28 protein-coding genes are annotated in these 22,910 nt (G+C 41.8%); 21 read left to right on the top strand and 7 right to left on the bottom strand.

The genetic code is table 11. The features are described from left to right. The first annotated feature begins 31 nt into the window (after positions 1-31). The 9 genes from AB5062_RS13165 to tsf all read left to right on the top strand — a co-directional run bounded on the left by AB5062_RS13165 (position 32) and on the right by tsf (position 8,000). Positions 32-1,498: a pseudouridine synthase gene (locus AB5062_RS13165; protein ID WP_005839182.1), complete on the top strand. Its 1,467-nt coding sequence runs from the start codon at positions 32-34 to the stop codon at positions 1,496-1,498. Between the two features lie 22 nt (positions 1,499-1,520). Beyond that, on the top strand, positions 1,521-2,924 hold the full coding sequence (gene asnS / locus AB5062_RS13160) for an asparagine--tRNA ligase (protein ID WP_005839184.1): 1,404 nt from the start codon (positions 1,521-1,523) through the stop codon (positions 2,922-2,924). A 162-nt stretch (positions 2,925-3,086) separates the two neighbouring features. After that, a complete protein-coding gene (locus AB5062_RS13155) occupies positions 3,087-3,581 on the top strand; it encodes a DUF4488 domain-containing protein (RefSeq protein WP_005839187.1) in 495 nt (164 codons plus the stop codon). Positions 3,582-3,941: 360 nt separating this feature from the next. Further along, entirely contained in the window at positions 3,942-4,517 is a 576-nt protein-coding gene (locus tag AB5062_RS13150) for a zeta toxin family protein (RefSeq protein ID WP_005839189.1), read from the top strand. Then, positions 4,507-4,752, top strand: coding sequence for a hypothetical protein (locus AB5062_RS13145; protein WP_005839191.1), 246 nt, complete (start codon positions 4,507-4,509; stop codon positions 4,750-4,752). Before AB5062_RS13150 ends, AB5062_RS13145 begins: the two co-directional genes overlap by 11 nt. A 299-nt stretch (positions 4,753-5,051) precedes the next feature. Beyond that, a complete protein-coding gene (gene rplM, locus AB5062_RS13140; protein WP_005839194.1) occupies positions 5,052-5,513 on the top strand; it encodes a 50S ribosomal protein L13 in 462 nt (153 codons plus the stop codon). 6 nt (positions 5,514-5,519) lie between these two features. Then, positions 5,520-5,906 (top strand): 30S ribosomal protein S9, encoded by a 387-nt coding sequence (rpsI, locus tag AB5062_RS13135; protein WP_005839197.1) that lies wholly within the window; start codon positions 5,520-5,522, stop codon positions 5,904-5,906. A 132-nt stretch (positions 5,907-6,038) separates the two neighbouring features. Beyond that, on the top strand, positions 6,039-6,878 hold the full coding sequence (gene rpsB / locus AB5062_RS13130) for a 30S ribosomal protein S2 (RefSeq protein WP_005839199.1): 840 nt from the start codon (positions 6,039-6,041) through the stop codon (positions 6,876-6,878). A gap of 132 nt (positions 6,879-7,010) precedes the next feature. Then, positions 7,011-8,000, top strand: a complete 990-nt coding sequence (gene tsf, locus AB5062_RS13125) for a translation elongation factor Ts (protein WP_005839201.1) — start codon at positions 7,011-7,013, stop codon at positions 7,998-8,000. Between the two features lie 59 nt (positions 8,001-8,059). Here tsf and AB5062_RS13120 read toward each other — a convergent pair whose 3' ends face one another. Beyond that, positions 8,060-8,398: a translation initiation factor gene (locus tag AB5062_RS13120; RefSeq protein ID WP_005839203.1), complete on the bottom strand. Its 339-nt coding sequence runs from the start codon at positions 8,396-8,398 to the stop codon at positions 8,060-8,062. Positions 8,399-8,515: 117 nt separating this feature from the next. On the opposite strand from AB5062_RS13120, the gene AB5062_RS13115 reads away from it, so the two are divergent. Genes AB5062_RS13115 through ispF form a run of 3 tightly spaced genes read left to right on the top strand, consistent with a single transcriptional unit; the run spans position 8,516 to position 10,267 of the window. After that, on the top strand, positions 8,516-9,166 hold the full coding sequence (locus AB5062_RS13115; RefSeq protein WP_005853629.1) for a redox-sensing transcriptional repressor Rex: 651 nt from the start codon (positions 8,516-8,518) through the stop codon (positions 9,164-9,166). Between the two features lie 4 nt (positions 9,167-9,170). Then, positions 9,171-9,788: a fumarylacetoacetate hydrolase family protein gene (locus AB5062_RS13110; protein ID WP_005839207.1), complete on the top strand. Its 618-nt coding sequence runs from the start codon at positions 9,171-9,173 to the stop codon at positions 9,786-9,788. After that, the gene (gene ispF / locus AB5062_RS13105; RefSeq protein WP_005853627.1) at positions 9,785-10,267 is read left to right on the top strand and encodes a 2-C-methyl-D-erythritol 2,4-cyclodiphosphate synthase; all 483 of its coding nucleotides are present in this window, start codon (positions 9,785-9,787) and stop codon (positions 10,265-10,267) included. Before AB5062_RS13110 ends, ispF begins: the two co-directional genes overlap by 4 nt. Positions 10,268-10,317: 50 nt before the next feature. Here ispF and AB5062_RS13100 read toward each other — a convergent pair whose 3' ends face one another. Then, on the bottom strand, positions 10,318-11,208 hold the full coding sequence (locus AB5062_RS13100) for a 1,4-dihydroxy-2-naphthoate polyprenyltransferase (protein WP_032952604.1): 891 nt from the start codon (positions 11,206-11,208) through the stop codon (positions 10,318-10,320). Positions 11,209-11,281: 73 nt separating this feature from the next. Between AB5062_RS13100 and AB5062_RS13095 the strand changes: the two genes are divergently transcribed. Together AB5062_RS13095 and AB5062_RS13090 are read left to right on the top strand one after the other, a co-directional pair. Then, positions 11,282-12,121 (top strand): metallophosphoesterase, encoded by an 840-nt coding sequence (locus tag AB5062_RS13095; protein ID WP_032945779.1) that lies wholly within the window; start codon positions 11,282-11,284, stop codon positions 12,119-12,121. A gap of 227 nt (positions 12,122-12,348) precedes the next feature. Beyond that, positions 12,349-12,819 carry a DUF3836 domain-containing protein gene (locus AB5062_RS13090; RefSeq protein ID WP_005839215.1) on the top strand — a complete coding sequence of 157 codons (471 nt, stop codon included), beginning with the start codon at positions 12,349-12,351 and terminating at the stop codon, positions 12,817-12,819. 82 nt (positions 12,820-12,901) lie between these two features. On the opposite strand, the gene nadD is transcribed toward AB5062_RS13090, so the two are convergent. The 4 genes from nadD to AB5062_RS13070 are packed head-to-tail and all read right to left on the bottom strand — an operon-like array spanning position 12,902 to position 15,134. Then, positions 12,902-13,474: a nicotinate (nicotinamide) nucleotide adenylyltransferase gene (gene nadD, locus AB5062_RS13085; protein WP_005839217.1), complete on the bottom strand. Its 573-nt coding sequence runs from the start codon at positions 13,472-13,474 to the stop codon at positions 12,902-12,904. Beyond that, positions 13,456-13,638 carry a hypothetical protein gene (locus tag AB5062_RS13080; protein WP_005839218.1) on the bottom strand — a complete coding sequence of 61 codons (183 nt, stop codon included), beginning with the start codon at positions 13,636-13,638 and terminating at the stop codon, positions 13,456-13,458. Before AB5062_RS13080 ends, nadD begins: the two co-directional genes overlap by 19 nt. Before the next feature lie 4 nt (positions 13,639-13,642). Beyond that, on the bottom strand, positions 13,643-14,212 hold the full coding sequence (gmk, locus tag AB5062_RS13075; RefSeq protein WP_005839220.1) for a guanylate kinase: 570 nt from the start codon (positions 14,210-14,212) through the stop codon (positions 13,643-13,645). Between the two features lie 46 nt (positions 14,213-14,258). Then, a complete protein-coding gene (locus AB5062_RS13070) occupies positions 14,259-15,134 on the bottom strand; it encodes a YicC/YloC family endoribonuclease (protein WP_237470587.1) in 876 nt (291 codons plus the stop codon). 95 nt (positions 15,135-15,229) lie between these two features. Between AB5062_RS13070 and tsaB the strand changes: the two genes are divergently transcribed. Genes tsaB through rseP form a run of 7 tightly spaced genes read left to right on the top strand, consistent with a single transcriptional unit; the run spans position 15,230 to position 21,877 of the window. Beyond that, positions 15,230-15,919, top strand: a complete 690-nt coding sequence (tsaB, locus tag AB5062_RS13065; protein ID WP_005839224.1) for a tRNA (adenosine(37)-N6)-threonylcarbamoyltransferase complex dimerization subunit type 1 TsaB — start codon at positions 15,230-15,232, stop codon at positions 15,917-15,919. Between the two features lie 46 nt (positions 15,920-15,965). After that, positions 15,966-16,592: a DUF4290 domain-containing protein gene (locus tag AB5062_RS13060; RefSeq protein WP_005839226.1), complete on the top strand. Its 627-nt coding sequence runs from the start codon at positions 15,966-15,968 to the stop codon at positions 16,590-16,592. A gap of 18 nt (positions 16,593-16,610) precedes the next feature. Next, positions 16,611-17,915, top strand: a complete 1,305-nt coding sequence (murA, locus tag AB5062_RS13055; protein ID WP_032945778.1) for a UDP-N-acetylglucosamine 1-carboxyvinyltransferase — start codon at positions 16,611-16,613, stop codon at positions 17,913-17,915. A gap of 11 nt (positions 17,916-17,926) precedes the next feature. Continuing rightward, complete coding sequence (rimM, locus tag AB5062_RS13050; protein WP_005839232.1) at positions 17,927-18,445, top strand: ribosome maturation factor RimM; 519 nt, start codon at positions 17,927-17,929, stop codon at positions 18,443-18,445. Positions 18,446-18,463: 18 nt separating this feature from the next. Further along, positions 18,464-19,321: a M23 family metallopeptidase gene (locus tag AB5062_RS13045; RefSeq protein WP_005839236.1), complete on the top strand. Its 858-nt coding sequence runs from the start codon at positions 18,464-18,466 to the stop codon at positions 19,319-19,321. 7 nt (positions 19,322-19,328) lie between these two features. Beyond that, a complete protein-coding gene (locus AB5062_RS13040) occupies positions 19,329-20,477 on the top strand; it encodes a 1-deoxy-D-xylulose-5-phosphate reductoisomerase (RefSeq protein WP_032952603.1) in 1,149 nt (382 codons plus the stop codon). 56 nt (positions 20,478-20,533) lie between these two features. Then, positions 20,534-21,877, top strand: a complete 1,344-nt coding sequence (gene rseP / locus AB5062_RS13035; protein ID WP_005839240.1) for an RIP metalloprotease RseP — start codon at positions 20,534-20,536, stop codon at positions 21,875-21,877. A 573-nt stretch (positions 21,878-22,450) separates the two neighbouring features. On the opposite strand, the gene nrdG is transcribed toward rseP, so the two are convergent. Continuing rightward, on the bottom strand, positions 22,451-22,909 hold the full coding sequence (gene nrdG / locus AB5062_RS13030) for an anaerobic ribonucleoside-triphosphate reductase activating protein (protein ID WP_005838696.1): 459 nt from the start codon (positions 22,907-22,909) through the stop codon (positions 22,451-22,453). Position 22,910: the final 1 nt, after the last annotated feature.

The raw sequence follows: 22,910 nt of genomic DNA, 5'->3' as shown, positions 1-22,910 counted from the left end.
TATACATTAATTAATAAACAAAAGGAAAACCATGAGTACAGAAAATGAAAGCAGACAAGAAGGTGCTGCAAACGAAGAAAACCAGAATGTAAGCCGTGATGGTGGTTATAAGTCTTATAACAGAGACAGTAATTACAACAGATACAACAACGACGGCGAACAGCGTCCTTACCGTCCTCGTACGAACAGCTATAATCGCGAAGGTGGCGACCGTCCTTACCGTTCTTCTTATAACAACGGTGACCGTCCTTCCTATAATCGCTATAATAATAATGGTGACCGTCCGCAACGTCCCCGCTTTAATCCTAACAGTGAGGATGGAGGAGAACAACGTTCATACCGTCCTCGTACAAATTATAATCGTGAAGGTGGTGAGCAGCGTCCATATACTCCGCGCCCTCGTTTCAATAATGGTGAGGAAGGTGGTGAACGTCAATACCGTCCCCGTACAAACTATAATCGCGAAGGTGGTGAGCAGCGTCCTTATACTCCGCGTCCCCGCACCGGAGGATATAATCGCGAAGGTGGTGAGCAGCGTCCATATACTCCGCGTCCCCGTTTTAACAGCGGTGAAGGTGGTGAACAGCGTTCTTACACTCCGCGTCCTCGTACCGGCGGTTATAATCAAGGCGGCGACCGTCCTTATCGTCCTCGTACCGGTGGTTATCAAGGTGGTGGATACAATCGTCCCTATCGCCCCCGTACGGCTGATTATAACCCGAATGCAAAGTATAGTCTGAAGAAACAGATTGAATATAAAGATATATTGACCGATCCAAATGAGCCGATTCGTCTGAACAAGTTCTTGGCTAATGCAGGTATATGTTCCCGTCGTGAGGCTGATGAGTTTATTACAGCAGGTGTAGTCAGTGTAAATGGTGAAGTGGTAACCGAATTAGGTACTAAGATCAAGCGTACTGACGAAGTGAAGTTCCATGACGAACCGGTAAGTATTGAACGTAAAACTTATATTTTGTTGAATAAACCGAAGGATTGTGTGACTACTTCTGATGATCCTCAGGAACGTAAGACTGTAATGGATTTTGTGAAAGGTGCTTGTAAGGAGCGTATTTATCCAGTTGGGCGTTTGGATCGTAATACTACCGGTGTATTACTGTTAACTAACGATGGTGATTTGGCTTCCAAGCTGACTCATCCTAAGTATTTGAAGAAGAAGATTTATCATGTATATTGTGATAAGAATGTAACCAAGGCAGATCTTGACCAGATTGCAGCAGGTGTGACATTGGATGATGGAGAGATCCATGCAGATGCCATCAGCTATGCATCGGAAACAGACAAATCACAAGTCGGTATTGAAATCCATTCCGGAAAGAACCGTATTGTGCGTCGTATTTTTGAATCCTTGGGATATAAGGTAATCAAGCTGGACCGCGTTTATTTTGCTGGCCTGACTAAAAAAGGTTTGCGTCGCGGTGACTGGCGTTACCTGACGGAACAAGAAGTGAACATGCTCCGCATGGGCTCATTTGAATAATAAACAATAAAGAGACAAAACAATGGAAAAAATTAGTAGAACAAAGATTGTTGACTTGCTGAAGCGCCGTGATTTTGGTGCGATGGTCAATGTAAAAGGTTGGGTTCGTACCCGCCGCGGTAGCAAACAGGTAAATTTTATCGCCCTGAATGACGGTTCTACAATAAATAATGTGCAGATTGTTGTTGATTTGGCAAACTTTGACGAAGAAATGTTGAAGCAGATCACCACCGGTGCATGTATCAGTGTGAACGGTGAGTTGACCGAATCCATTGGCTCTGGTCAGGCTGCCGAAGTTCAAGCGCGTGGAATCGAAGTATTAGGTACTTGTGATAATACTTATCCGTTACAGAAGAAAGGTCATACGATGGAGTTTCTTCGTGAGATCGCTCATTTGCGTCCCCGTACCAATACATTTGGAGCTGTATTCCGCATCCGCCACAACATGGCTATCGCTATCCATAAGTTCTTCCATGAACGTGGTTTCTTCTATTTTCATACACCTATTATCACAGCATCCGATTGTGAAGGTGCGGGACAGATGTTCCAGGTTACTACCAAGAATCTTTATGATTTGAAGAAAGATGAAAACGGAGCGATTATTTATGATGATGATTTCTTTGGCAAACAAGCCAGTTTGACGGTTTCCGGACAGTTGGAAGGTGAATTGGCTGCTACTGCTTTGGGGGCTATTTATACATTTGGACCTACATTCCGTGCGGAGAACTCCAATACGCCGCGTCACTTGGCCGAGTTTTGGATGATTGAACCTGAGGTTGCGTTCAATGATATTACTGATAATATGGATTTGGCCGAAGACTTTATTAAATATTGTGTACAGTGGGCGCTTGACAACTGCTATGATGATGTGAAGTTCTTGAACGATATGTTCGATAAAGGATTGATAGAACGTTTGCAGGGCGTGCTGAAGGAAGAATTTGTCCGTCTGCCTTATACGGAAGGTATCAAGATACTGGAGGAAGCTGTAGTAAAAGGTCATAAATTTGAATTCCCGGTATATTGGGGAGTAGACTTAGCCTCTGAACATGAACGTTATTTGGTGGAAGAGCACTTTAAACGTCCTGTAATCCTGACAGACTATCCGAAAGAAATCAAAGCATTCTATATGAAGCAGAATGAGGATGGAAAGACGGTGCGTGCAATGGATGTATTATTCCCGAAGATTGGCGAAATAATAGGTGGGTCTGAACGTGAGGCTGATTATGACAAATTGATGACCCGCATTCAGGAACTGGGAATTCCGATGAAGGATATGTGGTGGTATCTGGATACCCGCAAGTTTGGTTCATGTCCTCATTCTGGTTTTGGACTTGGTTTTGAACGGTTGTTGCTGTTTGTTACCGGTATGACCAATATTCGTGATGTGATACCTTTCCCACGTACTCCGCGCAATGCTGAATTCTAATTGTAGGAAATAATAATTCAAAAAATCCTGCCCTATAACATAGAGCAGGATTTTTTTTGTGTTTAACTGTAAAAAAGTTATTTGAAAAGCAGAAAGTTTGAAAAATTTTTCTAATTTTGTTGTATCCACATAACGCAATTTGTTAACTAAATATATACAGCTATGAAACGGAAAAAATTATTCCTACTGATGATAGCATTCTTGCTAATCGGTACTTCGCGTGTAGTGGGACAGGAAAAATCAGATGCAGCCCCTGTCAACTTGAAAGGGATTTGGCAGATGTGCTTTTATGTATCAGGTACTCCTCAGGTGCCGGGTGAGTTGAAACCAAGTAATTCTTTTAAAATTTTGTCTGATGACGGCAAGTTTACCAATATGACCATGATTCCTAATCATGGAGCTATTATTATTGGTTCCGGTACCTATCGGCAGACTGCTCCTAATGCTTATACAGAGCATGTGGAGAAAAATCTGCATCTTCCACAATTGGTAGGTGTGGATAATATTTTGGAATTTGAGATGAAGGGGGGCGATGTCATGGTACTGAAGTTTTTTGTGAAAACGGATAAGGATGGAAATGAAATCAATTCTTGGTATTATGAAACTTGGAAACGGGTGAAAATGCCTCCTGTTTATCCCAAGGATTTGGTCAGATAAGTTTGAATCTTTGTTTATAAACAAAGGATAGTCATTGGGGAGGGGCTGCTCTTTCATTTTTTGAAAGCGTGGTCCCTATCTATATGGTGGGATATGTGTCTTGTTTATATGATTACTTGTTTGGATACTTAAATGAAAGGTGTCTATGTATTAATTGTTTCCAATAAAATGATGTAGTGAGTAACTGTTACCTGTTTGCAGGTTGCTTAAATATACGGTAAAATTCCTGTAATCTCTTCTTAATTTGCACAGAATTTCAAAAAATGTGCTATTCTTCATCACTTTTATGCCTTTTCGAGAACAAAAATTGGAAATAATCGTTAACTTTGTCGCCAATAACAGAAATAGAAAAGGAGATTAATGTCTAAACTTTATATAATAGCGGGGTGTAACGGAGCTGGTAAAACGACTGCTTCGTATACGGTATTACCCGAAATTTTAGAGTGCCGTGAATTTGTCAATGCCGATGAAATCGCCAAGGGACTTTCTCCTTTTAACCCCTCAAGTGTAGCAATCGAAGCGGGACGACTGATGCTGAAACGCATCGGAGAACTGTTGTCAGCCGGAGTCAGTTTTTCTGTTGAAACTACATTGTCCACCCGTTCTTATATCAATCTTATCCAGCAGGCACAAAATCAAGGATATAGTGTCAGCCTTATTTATTTTTGGCTGAATTCGCCTGAACTGGCTATAGAGCGAGTGAAACAGCGTGTTGCCAACGGAGGGCATGATGTACCTGCTCCCATTATCCGTCGTCGTTATCGTTCGGGGTTGGAAAACTTTTTCCGTATTTATATGCCTTGCGTGGATTATTGGATGCTTGCGGACAATAGCTGCACACCGCGTGTTATTGTGGCGGACGCCTTCCGTTTGGGAGATGAGGTCCATATCTATAATCAAGAACTTTTTACTAAAATCAGAAGTTATGTCAACTGAAGAAGAATATAAGGAATTAAGTGCGAAGTTGCGTTATGGTTTAGAATTAGCGGAACAGCGGTTGATAGAGGAAACTGCACGGCGCGAAGGGACACTGTGTTATGGTCGTCCCGATGGAAAAGTAGTTCGGATCTCAGCAACTGAACTTTTAAAGCTTCGTCAGTCCGGTGGAAACAATGCGGCATCTGTGGCTGTTTGTACTTGCTCTGAGATGGAGAGTGGCTGGAATCGTTGAAAATATATGAATAACTGTATATGTATAGGGAAGAATCAAAATTTCTTCCCTATGTTTTTACTCCGTTATTCAAAGCCTAGATGTGGTTGTATCAGCCTTTTGTATGCAAAAAGCAGGAGGAAAAAATATCTTAATTTGTTTGTCAGTTCAAAGAAAAGCCGTACCTTTGCAAGCCGATTATTATCAAAAGTTTATAAAGAATTAATTCTTAGCGTGTTAATAGTTCTTTGTCCGGGAACGGTTAGAAACGCTGGGAAGAATTGTTTTTTAGTAGTTAACATTTAAAAAAGAATTTAAGAGTGGATACTTTAAGTTACAAGACCATTTCTGCAAACAAAGAAACAGCTCATAAAGAATGGGTTGTTGTCGATGCAACCGATCAGGTCGTAGGCCGTCTCGGTTCGAAAGTTGCGAAACTGTTGAGAGGAAAGTACAAACCAGACTTTACCCCTCATGCTGACTGCGGTGATAATGTTATTATCATTAATGCAGACAAAGTGAAATTTACCGGAAACAAGTGGAACGACAAGGTTTACTTGCGCTATACAGGTTATCCCGGTGGTCAGAGAGAAATGACTCCTGCCCAGTTGATGAAGAAACCTAACGGTGAAGAAAAACTGTTGAAGAGAGTAGTAAAAGGTATGCTTCCTAAAAATCGTCTGGGAGCACAGTTGCTGGGCAATTTGTATGTTTACGCTGGTAGTGAACACAAACATGAAGCTCAGACTCCGAAATCAATTGATATAAACTCACTTAAATAATAAAGAATGGAAGTAGTAAATGCATTAGGCAGACGTAAACGCGCCGTAGCACGCGTGTTCGTAAGCGAAGGTACAGGAAAGATTACTATTAACAAGAGAGACCTTGCACAGTACTTTCCATCAACTATTCTTCAGTATGTAGTAAAACAGCCTTTGAACAAGCTGGAGGCTGCTGAAAAATATGATATCAAAGTAAACCTTTACGGTGGTGGCTTTACAGGTCAGTCACAGGCTTTGCGTCTGGCTATCGCCCGTGCGCTGGTTAAAATCAACCCTGAAGATAAAACAGCTCTTCGTTCAGAAGGCTTCATGACACGTGATTCTCGTTCTGTAGAACGTAAGAAACCGGGTCAGCCCAAAGCACGTCGTAGATTCCAGTTCAGTAAACGTTAATATCCGGTTTTACTTGGAACTGGTTAAGAAGCGTTTAGTATCTAAACCAGCGGGACTCTACTTGGTAGCGGACTACCCGATGGTTGGTTGAGATAAACAAAAAAGAAAGTAAACGATTTAAAGAATAACAAAATGTCTAGAACTAATTTCGATACATTATTGGAAGCCGGTTGCCACTTCGGACACCTTAAGAGAAAGTGGAATCCCTCAATGGCTCCTTATATTTTCATGGAACGCAATGGCATCCATATCATTGACCTCCATAAAACAGTTGCTAAAGTAGATGAAGCTGCTGATGCACTGAAACAAATCGCAAAATCAGGTAAGAAAGTCCTGTTTGTTGCTACTAAGAAACAAGCTAAACAAGTAGTAGCTGAGAAAGCTGCTTCTGTAAATATGCCTTATGTAATCGAGCGTTGGCCGGGTGGTATGTTGACTAACTTCCCGACTATCCGTAAGGCTGTGAAGAAAATGGCTACTATCGATAAGTTGACCAATGATGGTACTTATTCAAACCTTTCTAAGAGAGAAGTTCTGCAAATCTCTCGTCAGCGTGCTAAATTGGAGAAGAACTTAGGCTCTATCGCTGATTTGACTCGTTTGCCGTCAGCACTGTTCGTTATCGATGTGTTGAAAGAAAACATTGCAGTTCGTGAAGCTAACCGTCTGGGTATCCCTGTATTTGCTATCGTTGATACAAATTCAGATCCTTCAAACGTAGACTTCGTGATTCCTGCAAACGATGACGCTACTAAGTCTGTAGAAGTGATCTTGGATGCTTGTTGTGGCGCTATCGCTGAAGGCTTGGAAGAAAGAAAAGCTGAAAAAGTAGATATGGAAGCTGCCGGTGAAAATGCTCCTAAGGGTGCTGGTAAGAAGAAAAATACCAAGGCTCGTATGGATAAAGCCGAAGAAGAAGCTATCAATGCTGCTAAGGCTGCCGCTTTCTTGAAAGAAGACGAAGAAGCTTAATAGTATAAATTGAGAGTTGAGAATTGAAAATTGGGGAAGGGGCAGATTATGCTGTTGATTCTCAATTCTCAATTTTCAATTCTCAATTCTGTTTTAAAGATATTACTAACAATTAAAAAATAAAGGAATATTATGGCTGTAACTATGGCTGAAATAACCAAGCTTCGTAAGATTAGTGGAGCTGGTATGATGGATTGCAAGAACGCCTTGACTGAAGCAAACGGCGATATCGATAAAGCAATGGAAATTATCCGTAAAAAAGGACAGGCTGTTGCTGCAAAACGTTCTGACCGTGAAGCATCTGAAGGTTGTGTGTTGGCAAAAAAGGATGGCGAATTTGCTGCTATCATCGCTTTGAAATGCGAAACCGACTTCGTTGCTAAAAATGCTGATTTCGTAGCGTTGACTCAAGCTATTCTGGATGCTGCTGTTGCCAACAGATGCAAGACTTTGGAAGAAGTAAAGGCTTTGCCTATGGGTAACGGTACTGTACAGGATGCAGTAACAGACCGTAGCGGTATCACTGGTGAAAAAATGGAATTGGATGGCTACAATGTGGTTGAAGGTGCTTATACTTCTATTTATAACCACCAGGGAAATAACCAGCTTTGTACTATTGTTGCCATGAATAAGGAAGCTGAAGCTGCCGCTCACGGAGTTGCTATGCAGATTGCCGCTATGAATCCTATTGCAATTGATGAAGCCGGTGTTCCTGAATCTGTAAAAGAAGCTGAAATACAGGTAGCTATTGATAAGACTAAGAAAGAACAAGTAGACAAGGCTGTTGAAGTTGCTTTGAAGAAGGCTGGTATCAACCCTGCACATGTAGACAGCGAAGAGCACATGGAAAGTAACAAGGCTAAGGGCTGGATTACTGACGAAGATATTGCCAAAGCTAAGGAAATCATTGCTACTGTTTCTGCTGAAAAAGCTGCCAACTTGCCGCAACAGATGATTGAAAACATTGCTAAAGGTCGTCTGGGTAAGTTCTTGAAGGAAGTTTGCTTGCTGAACCAGGAGGATATCATGGATGGTAAGAAGACTGTAAGAGAAGTGTTGAAGGAAGCTGATCCTGAATTGCAGATCGTTGCTTTCAAACGTTTCACTTTACGTGCTGAATAAGATTTTCCGCAATTATAGAATGGGGGACTGTGTGACAACAGTCCCTTTCTTTTTTCCGGTTATTTGGTCTGGGTATATCCTTCAGCTTTCAATAACTCGATGACCCGTTGCTTGAACTCTCCTTGGATAAGGATCTCCCCGTCTTTTACTGAACCGCCTACTCCACATTTGCTTTTCAATAATTTACCCAACTCTTTCAGGTCATTTTCTGTTCCGATGAACCCGTTGATTAATGTCACGGTTTTGCCACCCCGTCCTTTTTTTTCTATATTGACACGGAGTTTTTGTTGTTTTTTATCTAATGTCTCAACCGCTTCCTCTTCAACGCTTTCATACTTGAAATCAGGATTTGTGGAATAAACCACATTCAGACGTTCTTTCCAATCGTTATTTTTCATGTGAATTTTGCTTAAATGAATACTCAAAGATAAGACTTTTTTTATACTCTATCCGTCAATGTAACAAATAAAAGTGTACTTTTGCAAATTACCTAATGATAATACCTAAAGAAAAAGATGGATATACGTATGCATAAATTCTCGGATAAAGTGCCTGAGCCGACTTTGCGCAGGCTTCCGTGGTATCTTTCGAATGTGAAACTGATGAAAGAACAGGGAGAAACGTACGTGTCTTCTACCCAAATATCCAAGCAAATCAATGTAGATGCTTCCCAAATAGCGAAAGATCTTTCTTATGTAAATATATCCGGCCGTACACGTGTGGGGTATGAGATTGATGCGTTGATAGAGGTGCTGGAGCGTTTCTTGGGATTTACCAAAATGCATAAAGCTTTTTTGTTTGGTGTCGGTAGTTTGGGAGGTGCTTTATTGCGCGACTCGGGGCTGCATCATTTTGGATTAGAGATAGTAGGTGCGTTTGATATTAATCCCGGATTGGTCGGGAAGGAAATAAATGGAATTCCTATTTATCATTCGGATGAATTTGAGATAAAAATGAAATCCTGTGATGTGAATATCGGGGTATTGACTGTGCCTATTAATATAGCACAGGAGATAACAGATAAAATGATAGCGGGTGGTATTAAGGCTGTTTGGAACTTTACACCGTTCCGTATTCGTGTACCGGAAAATATTGTGGTGCAGAATACATCACTTTATGCCCATCTGGCTGTAATGTTTAACAGATTAAATGTAATTCAAGAATAATAATATGAAGATTATAGCCGTAGGAATGAACTACGTTGCACATTGCCACGAGTTACATGCTGATGAAAAATTACCGGAAGAACCGGTTATTTTTATGAAACCGGATTCGGCTCTGCTGAAAGACAGCAAGCCGTTTTTTATTCCTGATTTTTCTCAGCAGGTGGATTATGAGACAGAATTGGTAGTACGTATTAATCGTTTGGGAAAGAATATTGCTCCGCGTTTTGCCAGTCGGTATTATGATGCGGTGACGGTAGGAATAGATTTTACGGCACGTGACCTTCAGCGGCGGTTCCGGGAGGAAGGCAAGCCTTGGGAGCTGTGTAAAGGGTTTGATAGCTCGGCTGCTATAGGTGATTTTGTGCCGGTAGACAGATTTAAGGATATACAGAATTTAAACTTTCATTTGGATATAGATGGAAAAACAGTGCAGAGAGGCAACACTGCGGATATGTTGTTTAAGGTGGATGAGATAATTGCATACGTTAGTCGGTTTTTTACATTAAAGATTGGAGATTTGCTCTATACGGGGACTCCTGTGGGAGTAGGGCCAGTCGGCATAGGACAGCATTTGCAGGGGTATTTGGAAGGTGAGAAATTATTAGATTTTTATGTAAGATGAAAATAAGAGTAGGATTTGGATTTGATGTGCACCAACTGGTAACCGGTCGTGAACTATGGCTTGGAGGAATAAAATTTGAACATGAATTGGGGCTATTGGGACACTCGGATGCCGATGTGTTGATTCATGCCATTTGTGACGCTTTGCTGGGAGCTGCCAATATGCGTGATATAGGTTATCATTTTCCTGATACTGCGGGTGAATTCAAGAATATTGATAGCAAGATTTTATTGGCTGAAACGGTGGACCTGATTGCTGCAAAAGGATATAAAGTAGGTAATGTGGACGCAACGATTTGTGCTGAACGTCCTAAATTGAAAGCGCGGATTCCGGAAATGCAGTTGGTACTTGCTCATTTGATGGGGATTGATGTGGATGATGTTTCCGTAAAGGCTACCACTACAGAGAAACTGGGATTCACGGGCAGGGAGGAGGGCATTTCCGCTTATGCCACTGTATTGATAGAGAAAGCGGAATGATTTGTTGCGCTTTATTGGGAAATATCTTCTGGCAAGATCTTGCCGGAAGATTATAGGATAAGGCCGAATGCTAGTAATACGCCGAATAGCAGCATATTGCGGGAGGTTTCTCCCAATATGCTGTTTAATTCTTTTCCCCTGTTGATTTTTACCATTCTTTGCCATGCCATGAAGTGAGGTAACAGATAAATTTGGGGTAATAATGCAGCCCAAATGTGCCCGGTAGGAATAAACAATAAACAAAGCCATGCGGCAGCCAATCCCAAAAATAAGTATAATTGTTGCCCTGCATTGGCTCCCCAGCGTACTACGATTGTTTTCTTTCCGCTTTTTGCATCCTGATCGCGGTCACGGTAATTATTCACCATCAACAAGGTATCTATAATCAGTCCGCAAGCTAGAGAGGCGAGTGTCACATTCCAAGTCCAGTCACGGCACATCACATAGTAAGTGCAGCCTACCGGTACAAATCCGAAAAAGACAATGACAAGTATGTCTCCCCATCCGTGATAAGCTAGCGGATAAGGTCCTGCTGTATAAAGAAAAGCGAATAAAACACATAAAATTCCTACTGGAATCATTTCAATCCCTCCATAAGCTAATAGGCATAACCCTGCTAAACAAGCTGTTGCTGTGGTCAGGGCGATTCCCTTTCTCATGGCGTTCAGTGTGATCCATCCTTGCGCGCAGGCACGTTCAGGACCCAAACGGTCTTCACGGTCACTGCCTTTCAGATAATCAAAGTAATCATTAATGAAGTTGGCGTCTATCTGCATCAGAAAAGCGAAGGCAAAGCAAAGCAATGCTGGTGTCATTTGGAAGCCGCTGTCTGCATAGGCCAAGGCACATCCCAGTAAAACCGGAGTGGCGGCTCCTGCCAATGTTTTAGGGCGGGCGGCTAGAAGCCATGCTTTTATTGAGTTAACTTGAACAATTTCCATTTCTATTTATAATTAAGGTTGTGCAAAGATAAAACAATTAATTCTGTATCTTTGTCTCCAAATAGAAAGGATTATGAAGAAACAGTTTCTTTTTTTGCTTTTAGCGGTTATTCTTTTGTCTTCTTGCGCCACAGCTACTTTGTCCGAGTTTCCGGGGGTAGGGCGTGTGAAGCAATATGATTTTTATAGTTATGATATTCCACCCGCTTTTGACGGTTTTCGGATAGGGTTTGCTTCGGATTTTCATTATGAGAGTCGCTTTAAGAGGAGTGAATTGAACAGCGCGGTGCGGGCATTAAAGTCCATGCATGCCGATGTCTTGCTGTTGGGTGGAGATTATCGTGGCAAGAAAGGTGGAAATCTGGATACTTTGTTCACCGCCTTGAGCAGAGTTTATACGCCTTACGGAACATTCGCTGTGATGGGAAATCATGATTATGGCTATTGTTATTCCGAAGTGGTGGAGGCCATGCAAAAGAATCATGTGCGGTTGATGGAACATAAAAGCTATAAGCTGATGAAAGATGGTCAGTATATTATAGTGAGCGGTGTACGCAATCCGTTTGATTTAAAAAAGAATGGTGACTCTCCATCCCAGCATTTTCTGGCGGATGATTTTATTATATTGCTCACGCATACTCCCGATTATGCAGAAGATACCGATGTATCGAATGCCAATTTGGTGTTAGCGGGGCATACTCATGGTGGGCAGGTGAGCTTGTTTAAAAAATATTCTCCGGTAAAGCACTCTATTTATGGAAACCGTTTTCTGACTGGTTGGAAAGAGAATAGCAAAGGTACTCCGATTATTATAACCAATGGATTGGGTACTTCGCGCGTTGACGTCCGTTTATTTACTCCCAGCGAAGTTGTTCTGGTAGTCTTGCATCGTGTTGAAAAGCAGAAAGAATAGACTGTTTGTCCGTTAATAATGTACAGGGTGTCCATAATCGGACACCCTTTTTTATGTTTACTTGTTGATACTTAGTGGATTAATTCCATGGCATGTACTTTGCACTTTATAAAGTGAAGCGACTCAAGAAAAAAAACGGATCATGTTGCAACGTTTTGAGAGTCATTTGCGTCTTATAAATAAAGACACAAATAAACACGAATTATAAACATTAAAAATAAGACATTATGAAAACTACAATGCTCACTAAAGCCATGATGGCAGTTCTTTTTGCAATGACAAGTGTATTAACATTGAATGCGGCCAAGCCTGTGAAGATTACAAATGAAGAGGTGGAAAATGGTCGGGTGTCGGCTAAGGTCGTTTATGAACAGGAAGGTACTTTCCTGACTCCGGAGTATCGTTTTGAGTTCAGATACAACGATAAGGGACAAATCATAGAGAAGAAAAGTATGAAATGGAATGGCACGGATTGGATAAATTATTATTGTATGGAAGTTACGTACACAGACACAGAAGCGCATATTGATTATTCTTTGTGGAATAAAAATAAAAAAGCGTTTGTCCCTACGCAGAAATATGTATATACGTTAGATGAAGCTGGGAAGTTTTTGGCGTGGCACTCATATAAAAAGGATACGACAGGCTGGGAGTTGGACGGATTGATAAATAGTAAGGTACTGCTGGCAAAGCGTTAATGGAGTGCGTCCTTTGAATTTTAGATTAAATAATTGATGTGTTTTTCCCCGGGGAATTTGGATTGTATCCTCCCGGGGATTTTTATTTTTTCAGTCGTTCATATACTGCCGGATGCAGGAAATATCGTATATCTCGTCCTTCCGCCAGTGCCTGTCTGATAAAAGTAGAACTGACTTCCAATAACGGAGTATCGGCTAATTGCACGGAAGGAGGAAGGGTTGTTGGATCAATAGTGAAATTCGGACGGGGATAGATCATTACATGATGATTCTTTAAAATCTCCTCTGCTTTGTACCAACGGGGGAATAGAAGCCAGTTGTCCGCCCCAATGATAAGGGTGAATTCCCGGTTGGGATAGGCTTTGTGTAAAGCATCCAATGTGTGTATAGTATAGGAAGGACGAGGCAGGTGGAATTCGAAGTCGGAAGCCCGGAATTTGGGATAATCCGCAATGGCCAGTTTTACCAGTTCCAATCGCAGATTATCATCCCATAAATCCGTTTGTTGCTTTAATGGATTGTGAGGAGAGACGAGAAACCATATTTCATCCAGTCCATTATATTCACATAAATAATTGGCAAGTGCCAGATGGCCCATGTGGATAGGATTGAATGAGCCGCCGAAAATACCAGTCTTTATCTTACTCTTTTCCATTTATTGTAATTCCATACTTGTCCTACAGTGACAATACCCATTGCTATGGCAATAATGTATTGCTCCATTGCCATTGCAATGATGCCTACAGCCAAAGCTATAAAACCAATGAGGATACAAAGTATCGACATTCTTTGGGCCAGTTTTTTCGGATCTTTGATCATCGTCTTATTGTTCAATAAAGTTTCTAATAACTTTCAGTGCTTCCGCCTTTGCCTTCTCCAAATCGTCATTTACTATCACGGTATCGAATTTATCGGCGAACCCCAATTCGAATTCTGCTTTTGCGATTCGGCTTTCAATCACTTCGGGGGCATCAGTACCACGGCCTTGCAGGCGTTTACGGAGTTCTTCTACACTGGGTGGTTGAATGAAAACAGACAATGCGCGGCTGCCATAATATTTTTTGATATTACATCCGCCTACCACATCTACGTCAAAAATCACATTTTGTCCGGCTTCCAATTGTTTTTCCACTTGTGCTTTCAAGGTTCCGTAGAAACGGTTTTCGTATACTTCTTCGTATTCCAGAAACTCATTATTGGCAATGCGTTGTCTGAATTCCTCAGGAGATAGGAAGAAATATTCCACACCATGCCGTTCTTTTCCGCGAGGAGGGCGGCTGGTGGCAGAAATAGAGAAAGACAGGTTCAGGTTTTGTGTCAACAGATAGTTGATAATGGTTGATTTGCCTGAACCCGAGGGGGCTGAAAAAATGATAAGTTTTCCTGTTGCCATATCTTGATTCTTTGCTTATGAGAATGGTGTCCGGTATGTGAACCGGTTACATTACATTTAACACCTGTTCTTTGATTTGTTCCAGTTCGTCCTTCATCTGCACTACGATGTTTTGCATTTCGGCATGATTGGATTTGCTGCCAGTCGTATTGATTTCGCGTCCCATTTCCTGTGCTATGAAACCAAGTTTTTTTCCTTGTCCATGACCGCCTGCCATGGTTTCACGGAAATATCTCAAGTGATTGCTCAGTCGTTGTTTCTCTTCGTTAATATCTAATTTTTCAATGTAATAAATCAATTCTTGCTCCAGGCGGTTTTTATCATAATCCACACTGATGGTCTTTTCCAAAGCATCTGTAATGCGTTCACGTATCTTGGCTACACGCTCTGTTTCGTAGGGTTCGATGGACTTTAACAAACGCTCGATGTTGTCAATCTTTTCGTTGAATTTCTTTTCCAAGGCGGTTCCTTCCTGTTTGCGGAAATCTACCAAATGGTTGATGGCCTCTTCCACTACCCGGCGGACTACCTCCCATTCGTCTTCCGAAAGTTCTTGTACATCGGCTTTGGTCAGTACGTCAGGCATTCGTAGAAGGGTTGCAAACCAATCTTCGGGCATTGGTATATGGGTCATTTCGGAAATAGATTTTATCTGATTGTAGTAGTTTTCTACAAGGGCGGCGTTAATGGGAGTGGCTGTATCCGAAACGTCTTTCTCTATCCACAGGCTGAAATCAACTTTACCGCGTTCCAATGATTTGGAAATCATATTGCGGATTTCCATTTCTTTTTCACGGTATAAAGGAGCGATCCGTGTAGACAAGTCCATTGCTTTACTATTTAAAGACTTGATCTCTACGTTAATTTTTTTTTCTTCGAATATAGCGGTTGCTTTACCGTATCCGGTCATTGACTGTATCATAACTAATATGTTTTTTTGCAAAAGTAATCTTTTTATGGAAATGAAGTATAAATAAAAGTGTATATTTGCAGATTATATTATATAAGTAGAGCATTATGTCGTGTATTTTGCATATTGAAACTTCAACAGAGGCCTGCTCTGTTGCCGTCAGTGAGGATGGATTGGCGGTGTTCTCCAAAGAGGATTTGAAAGGACCTTCACACGCCGTGCAGCTGGGCGTATTTGTAGATGAGGCTTTATCTTTTGTCGACAGTCATGGTATGCCGTTGGATGCAGTGGCTGTGAGTTGCGGGCCCGGCTCGTACACAGGGCTGCGTATTGGTGTTTCTATGGCGAAGGGTATTTGCTATGGACGTAATTTGCCACTTATCGGTCTGCCGACATTGGAGGTGTTGTGTGTGCCGGTGTTGTTACATCATGATTTGCCTGAGGATGCCTTGCTCTGTCCTATGATAGACGCACGTCGCATGGAAGTCTATGCAGCTGTTTATGATCGCGCATTGGGCGTGAAAAGGGAAATAGCCGCCGATATTGTTGATGAGCATTCCTATTTGGAGTTCCTGAATGAACATCCGGTCTATTTTTTTGGTAACGGTGCAGCCAAATGCCGTGGGCAGATTACTCATCCCAATGCTCATTTTATTGATGACATCCGTCCGTTAGGTAAATGGATGTTCCCATTGGCAGAAAAGGAAATGGTAAGGCAGAACTTTAAGGATGTGGCTTATTTTGAGCCTTTCTATTTGAAAGAGTTTGTAGCTTCCAAACCCAAAAAGCTTTTGTAACAGCCGATGAACAAATCAGTGCATAAATCATAAATTTTAAATATATATGGAGTATAATACTCAACAACGAACTTTACCCCTTCCTGAATATGGCAGAAGTGTGCAGAACATGGTAGACCACGCCTTGACCATCGAGGACAGAGCTGAGCGCCAACGTTGTGCGAATACGATTATCAACATTATGGGCGGTATGTTTCCGCATTTGCGGGATGTGCCCGATTTCAAACATAAATTATGGGATCATTTGGCTATTATGGCCGATTTCAAGCTGGATATCGATTATCCGTATGAAATTGTGAAGAAAGAAAGCCTGGAGGTGAAACCCGATATGTTGCCTTATCCGCATAATGGAATCCGTTACCGTCATTATGGACGTATTTTGGAGAACATGATTAAAAAGGCAGTGGACTATCCGGAAGGTGAGGAGAAGAAGCAGCTGATCAGCCTGATTGCAAACCACATGAAGAAATGTTTCCTGAACTGGAACAAAGACGGGGTGGAGGATCAGAAAATCTTGGATGATCTTCGCGATTACTCTAAGGGAATGATTAATCTGACCCCTGAAGACCTGCATTTGAATGAACAACAACGTGTTTATGTTCCACGCAGGCCGCAACAGAACAACAATCAGCGCAGACCGCAACAAAACAACAACCAAAGAAAGAAATATTAATTCCTAAAAAATGATACCATGGCTTCGTTTGTAATTGAAGGAGGACATAAATTGCACGGCGAAATACACCCGCAAGGTGCTAAAAATGAAGTGTTACAGATTCTTTGTGCCACTCTGCTGACCTCGGAAGAAGTGACCGTAACTAATATTCCGGACATTCTGGATGTGAACAATCTGATTCAGTTGTTACGTGATATGGGTGTCAAGGTATCAAAAACAGGGATTGATTCGTATACATTTAAGGCTGACACTGTGGATTTGAACTACTTGGAGAGTGATGAATTCTTAAAGAAATGTTCCAGTCTGCGTGGATCAGTCATGTTGGTTGGTCCGTTGGTTGCCCGTTTTGGAAAGGCTTTGATTTCAAAACCGGGCGGTGACAAGATTGGCCGCCGGCGTTTGGACACTCACTTTATCGGTATTCAGAGACTGGGAGCCTGTTTTAATTATGATGAGGAACGAAGTGTTTTCAGTATTTGCGCAGAGCATTTGGAAGGTACTTATATGTTGCTGGATGAAGCTTCGGTTACCGGTACGGCTAATATTGTGATGGCTTCTGTCCTGGCGAAGGGCAAAACGACCATTTACAACGCAGCTTGTGAACCTTATCTGCAACAACTTTGTCGTATGTTGAACCGCATGGGGGCGAAGATTTCCGGTATTGCATCTAATTTGCTGACTATTGAAGGAGTGGAAAGTCTGCATGGCTGTACGCATCGGGTGTTGCCTGATATGATTGAAGTAGGTAGTTTTATCGGAATGGCAGCTATGACAGGAAGTGAGCTTACCATTAAGAATGTATCGCATGAAAATTTGGGCATTATTCCAGAAAGTTTCCGTCGTTTAGGTATCAGAGTGGAACAGCGGGGAGATGATCTGTTTATCCCCGAGCAGGAACATTATCAGATCGAATCGTTTATTGATGGCTCTATTATGACCATAGCAGATGCTCCCTGGCCGGGGCTGACTCCCGACTTGCTCAGTGTGGTACTGGTGGTGGCTACACAGGCGAAAGGCAGTGTACTGATTCATCAGAAGATGTTTGAAAGCCGCCTGTTCTTTGTGGACAAGCTCATAGATATGGGAGCACAGATTATATTATGTGACCCTCATCGTGCCGTTGTGATAGGGCATGACCGTAATTTCCAGCTTCGCGCCGGAAATATGATTTCACCCGATATCCGTGCCGGTATCGCTTTGCTGATAGCGGCAATGAGTGCCGACGGTATAAGCCGCATACACAATATAGAGCAGATAGACCGGGGATATCAGAATATAGACCAGCGTTTGAATGCGCTTGGCGCACGTATTACTAGAATTTAGAGAAATCAATCATGATTAAGAAAGATGAAGTTTTCAAGATTGGTATATTCAACAAACCGCATGGAGTAAAAGGAGAAATCTCATTCACTTTTACGGATGATATTTTTGACCGTGTGGAATGTGAGTATCTGGTCTGTTTGTTAGACGGTATATTCGTGCCTTTCTTTATTGAAGAGTATCGTTTTCGTTCAGATACCACTGCTTTAGTCAAACTGGAAGGGGTGGATACCTCGGAAAAGGCCCGTATGTTTACGAATGTAGAGGTCTATTTCCCGAAGAAATATGTCGGTGAGGAGGAAGATTCGGATGATATACCTACCTGGAACTATTTTATTGGCTTTAAGGTGGAAGATGTGAATCATGGTGAGTTGGGCGAGATTGTGGCGGTGGATGACAGTACGATGAATGTCCTTTTTGCCATTGAGAAGGATGGCGAGGAACTTTTGCTGCCTGCCCACGAGGAATTTATCATCAAATTGGATAAGAAAAAGCGTTTGCTGACGGTCGAAGTACCTGATGGCTTGATATAAATATAGAAGGTGCGCACAATGAAGAAAAAAGGAAGGAAAGCATTTTGGCATAATTTCAAGTTTAAGTATAAACTGACCATTACCAATGAAAATACGTTGGAGGAGATTGTGGGACTGCACGTTTCCAAACTCAATGGTGTGTCTGTATTGCTGTCTGCCGTAACGGTAATTTTCCTGATTTCGGCAACTATCATTGTTTTTACTCCTTTACGTAACTATTTGCCGGGATATATGAACAGTGAGGTACGTGCGCAGGTGGTGACCAATGCCTTGCGGGCCGATTCATTACAACAAGTGGTGACGAGGCAGAATATGTATATCATGAACATTCAGGATATATTTAGCGGGAAAGTAAAAGCTGATACAGTCCAATCTATCGACTCTCTGACCATTCTTCGTTCTGATTCTTTGATGGAACGTACCAGGCAGGAAGAAGAGTTTCGCAAGCAATATGAAGAATCGGAACGATATAATCTGACGGCTGTTGATGATAATAATGCCGCTTCCGGATTGATATTCTATCGTCCTACACGGGGCATGATGTCATCTAATTTTGACTTGGAGAACAGGCATTACGGTGTGGACATTGCCGCTAATCCAAATGAAAGTGTGTTGGCAACATTGGATGGGACAGTGATTTTGTCTACTTATACGGCAGAAACCGGTTATGTTATTCAGATACAGCATGGACAGGATTTTGTGTCGGTGTATAAACATTGTGGTTCGTTATTAAAGAAAGAAGGAGATCCGGTGAAAGGTGGTGAAGCTATTGCATTGGTAGGAAATACCGGTGAAAAAACTACCGGACCGCATCTGCATTTCGAATTATGGCATAAGGGACGTGCGATTGATCCCTCAAAATACATTGTATTTTAACAACATTATGAAAAAACAAATAGCGATATTAGGTTCTACCGGCTCTATCGGTACACAAGCTTTACAGGTAATAGAGGAACATCCAGATTTATATGAGGTCTATGCGTTGACAGCCAATAACAGGGTCGATTTATTGGTAGAACAAGCCCGTAAGTTCATGCCCGAGGCGGTAGTGATAGCCAATGAGGAAAAATACCTTCAATTGAAAGAGGCGCTGAGTGATCTGCCTGTCAAAGTATATGCAGGAGCGGATGCGCTTTCTCAAATTGTGGAATCACAACCTATTGACATTGTACTGGCTTCTATGGTAGGGTATGCCGGATTGCGTCCTACTATAAATGCGATAAAGGCAGGTAAAGCTATTGCTTTGGCTAATAAAGAAACACTGGTTGTAGCCGGGGAGTTGATTAATGCACTGGCAAATCAGTACCATATACCTGTACTTCCCGTGGATTCGGAGCATTCGGCTATCTTCCAGTGTCTGGAAATAAATAACCGGTTGGAGAAAGTGATCTTGACAGCTTCAGGAGGGCCGTTCCGCACTTATACCATGGAGCAGTTGCAAACAGTGACCAAAGCACAAGCTTTGAAGCATCCCAATTGGGAGATGGGAGCGAAGATAACCATTGATTCGGCTTCCATGATGAACAAAGGGTTTGAAGTGATTGAGGCTAAATGGTTATTCGGAATGCGTCCGGAGCAAATTGAAGTGGTAGTTCATCCACAATCTGTCATTCATTCTATGGTGCAGTTTGAGGATGGGGCCGTGAAAGCACAGTTGGGCATGCCCGATATGCGTTTGCCTATTCAATATGCTTTTTCGTATCCGGAGCGCGTGAAATCTTCTTTCGAGCGGTTGGATTTTGCCCGTATAACAGACCTGACTTTTGAACAGCCTGATACCAAACGTTTTCGTAATTTGGCATTGGCATACGAGGCTTTGTATCGGGCCGGAAATATGCCCTGTATAGTGAATGCAGCTAATGAAGTGGTGGTGGATGCTTTCCTGAAAGACAAAATATCTTTCCTGGGTATGAGTGATGTCATAGAACAGACTATGGGTAAAGTTGCTTATATCAAGGAACCGACTTATGAAGACTATGTGGATACTGATGCTGAGGCGCGTCGGGTAGCGTTGTCCCTTTTGTCATCTTAAATGGTAGTTGGCAGAGAATTATGTTAATTATAAATTATAAAATAGTAAATAGTTAGATGGAAACATTTTTGATTCGTGCTCTTCAATTGATAATGAGCCTTTCATTATTGGTCATTATTCATGAGGGAGGACATTTTCTTTTTTCACGTCTTTTTAAAGTAAGAGTAGAGAAGTTCTACATATTTTTTGATCCGTGGTTTTCTTTGTTCAAATTCAAACCGAAGAACAGTGATACGGAATATGGTATTGGCTGGGTGCCTTTGGGGGGATATGTGAAAATTTCGGGTATGATAGACGAGTCTATGGATACCGAGCAGATGAAACAGCCTGCTAAGCCATGGGAATTTCGTTCAAAACCGGCTTGGCAGCGTCTGCTTATCATGGTGGGTGGTGTCTTGATGAATTTCTTGCTGGCTATCTTCATCTATTCCATGATTTTATTCCATTGGGGAGATTCTTTTGTATCGCTGCAAGACATGACTCATGGTATGAAATTTAATGAGCGTGCCCGGGAAATAGGTTTCCGTGACGGTGATATTCTTCTTCGTGCAGATGAAAAACCATTGGAGCGTTTCGGGGTGGATATGCTTCGTGATATTGCTGAGGCACGTACAGTGACTGTATTGCGCGACGGAAAGGAAGCCGAAGTATATATGCCTGAGATCAGCTTGTTGGATATAGCAAAGGATGATCCGATGTTTGTTACGGCGTTAGTTCCTAATGTCGTTGACTCGGTGATACCGGGCGGTGGCTTGGATAAGGCCGGTATACAGAAGGGAGATAGTCTGGTCGCGGTCAATGGCGAGAGGTTGAACTCATGGAATGCATTGGTGGAAAAACTGGATAATATGCAGGCTGATGCGGAAGCTACAGGAGATAAAGATGCTTCTCTACAAATGGTATATTCGCGTAACGGACTGCGTGACACCGTGACGGTGCGTACAGACTCTTTGTTTAGAGTGGGTGCAACATTCTCTTCATTGGCTGATTATAAAGAAACAACCCGTGAATTTGGTTTCTTTGAATCTTTTCCTGCAGGGGTACAATTAGGAGTAAATACATTAAAAGGATATGTGAACGATATGAAATATGTGTTCACCAAAGAAGGAGCCAAGAGCGTAGGTGGTTTTGGAACGATAGGAAGTATTTTTCCGAAAGTATGGGATTGGCATCGCTTTTGGGAAATGACTGCTTTTCTGTCAATCATCTTGGCGTTTATGAATATTCTGCCTATTCCGGCATTGGATGGCGGACATGTATTATTCCTGCTTTATGAAATCATTGCCCGCCGTAAGCCGAGTGACAAGTTTATGGAATATGCGCAGATGGTAGGTATGTTTTTACTGTTTGCCTTGCTCATTTGGGCGAACTTTAATGATATCATGCGATTCTTGTTCTAGGTCTGCATGACAGAAAAGGACACGGCATTTTTATAACAATGCCGATAGGCACGGATTTCCGCAAAGATTGAATCAATCGTCTTTGCGGAAATCTGCGTTTTTTATATTGTTTCTCTCCCGTGGTGAAAAAAAGACATAAAAAAAGAGCGAAAGTTTTTATCAAACCCGCTCACATCCTGAAGAACCCCCCTCCATTATGGGGTTCTTTTCATCTTTCTCGTCTCAGTTGTGTTATCCTCTCTCTCTTGTACCTAAAAAAACAACTCTTTTAATACCTATAAAACTAATCTCCTGAAAACTTTCTTTTTCTAATTACCTTAAATCTTACTACTAATACCTTTCTAAATCAATCTTTCTTTACCTAAATCTAATACCTTAAATTAAAATCTTTACCTTAATACTTAATACCTAATTTTGTTCTTTTCTTTATTAACTTAATATTTGGTTTCACAACCACATTGCAAAGGTACGGCTTTTCTTGAAATTAGCAAGTAAATATATGCTGAAAAACATAAAAAAGGGTGAATTCATGATATATATCAAGAAAACACCCCTTTTTTATTTCTTTTAGCGTTATCGCACACGGATGATGCGTTGATTACTGCTGCCCCGAAATTCCAAGTAAGGAGAGTACAAATCCGGCTCAAATCGTCCGTCTACTATAACATCCACATAATCCAGTATCGGTTTTAACATTTCATCGTTTTGTATCTGTTCAAATGTATATCCAGTATAACACCAGATGTTTTGTCCGGTAGCTTCTTTGATCTGTTTGACCAGAGCCAGGAATTCTTGGGGATGATAAAGTGGATCTCCACCGGAAAAGGTGATTCCGTCCAATAATGGATTGGCATTTATTTCGCAGATCATTTTTTCTATTTTTTCCGGTGTGAGCGGAGTGCCTGCCGATGGATTCCAGGATTCGGGATTCTGGCAACCGCGACAATGGTGACGGCATCCGGCCAGATAGATGGAATAGCGGATGCCTTCACCGTCGACTATTGTTTCAGGATAGGTAAATAACAAGTTCATG

It is taken from the genome of Phocaeicola sp. RTP21359st1_B8_RTP21360_211022 (assembly GCF_040911965.1).
GTDB lineage: Bacteria > Bacteroidota > Bacteroidia > Bacteroidales > Bacteroidaceae > Phocaeicola > Phocaeicola vulgatus.
The sequence above is the reverse complement of the archived record's forward strand: the minus strand, read 5'-3'. Positions and strand labels throughout refer to the sequence as shown.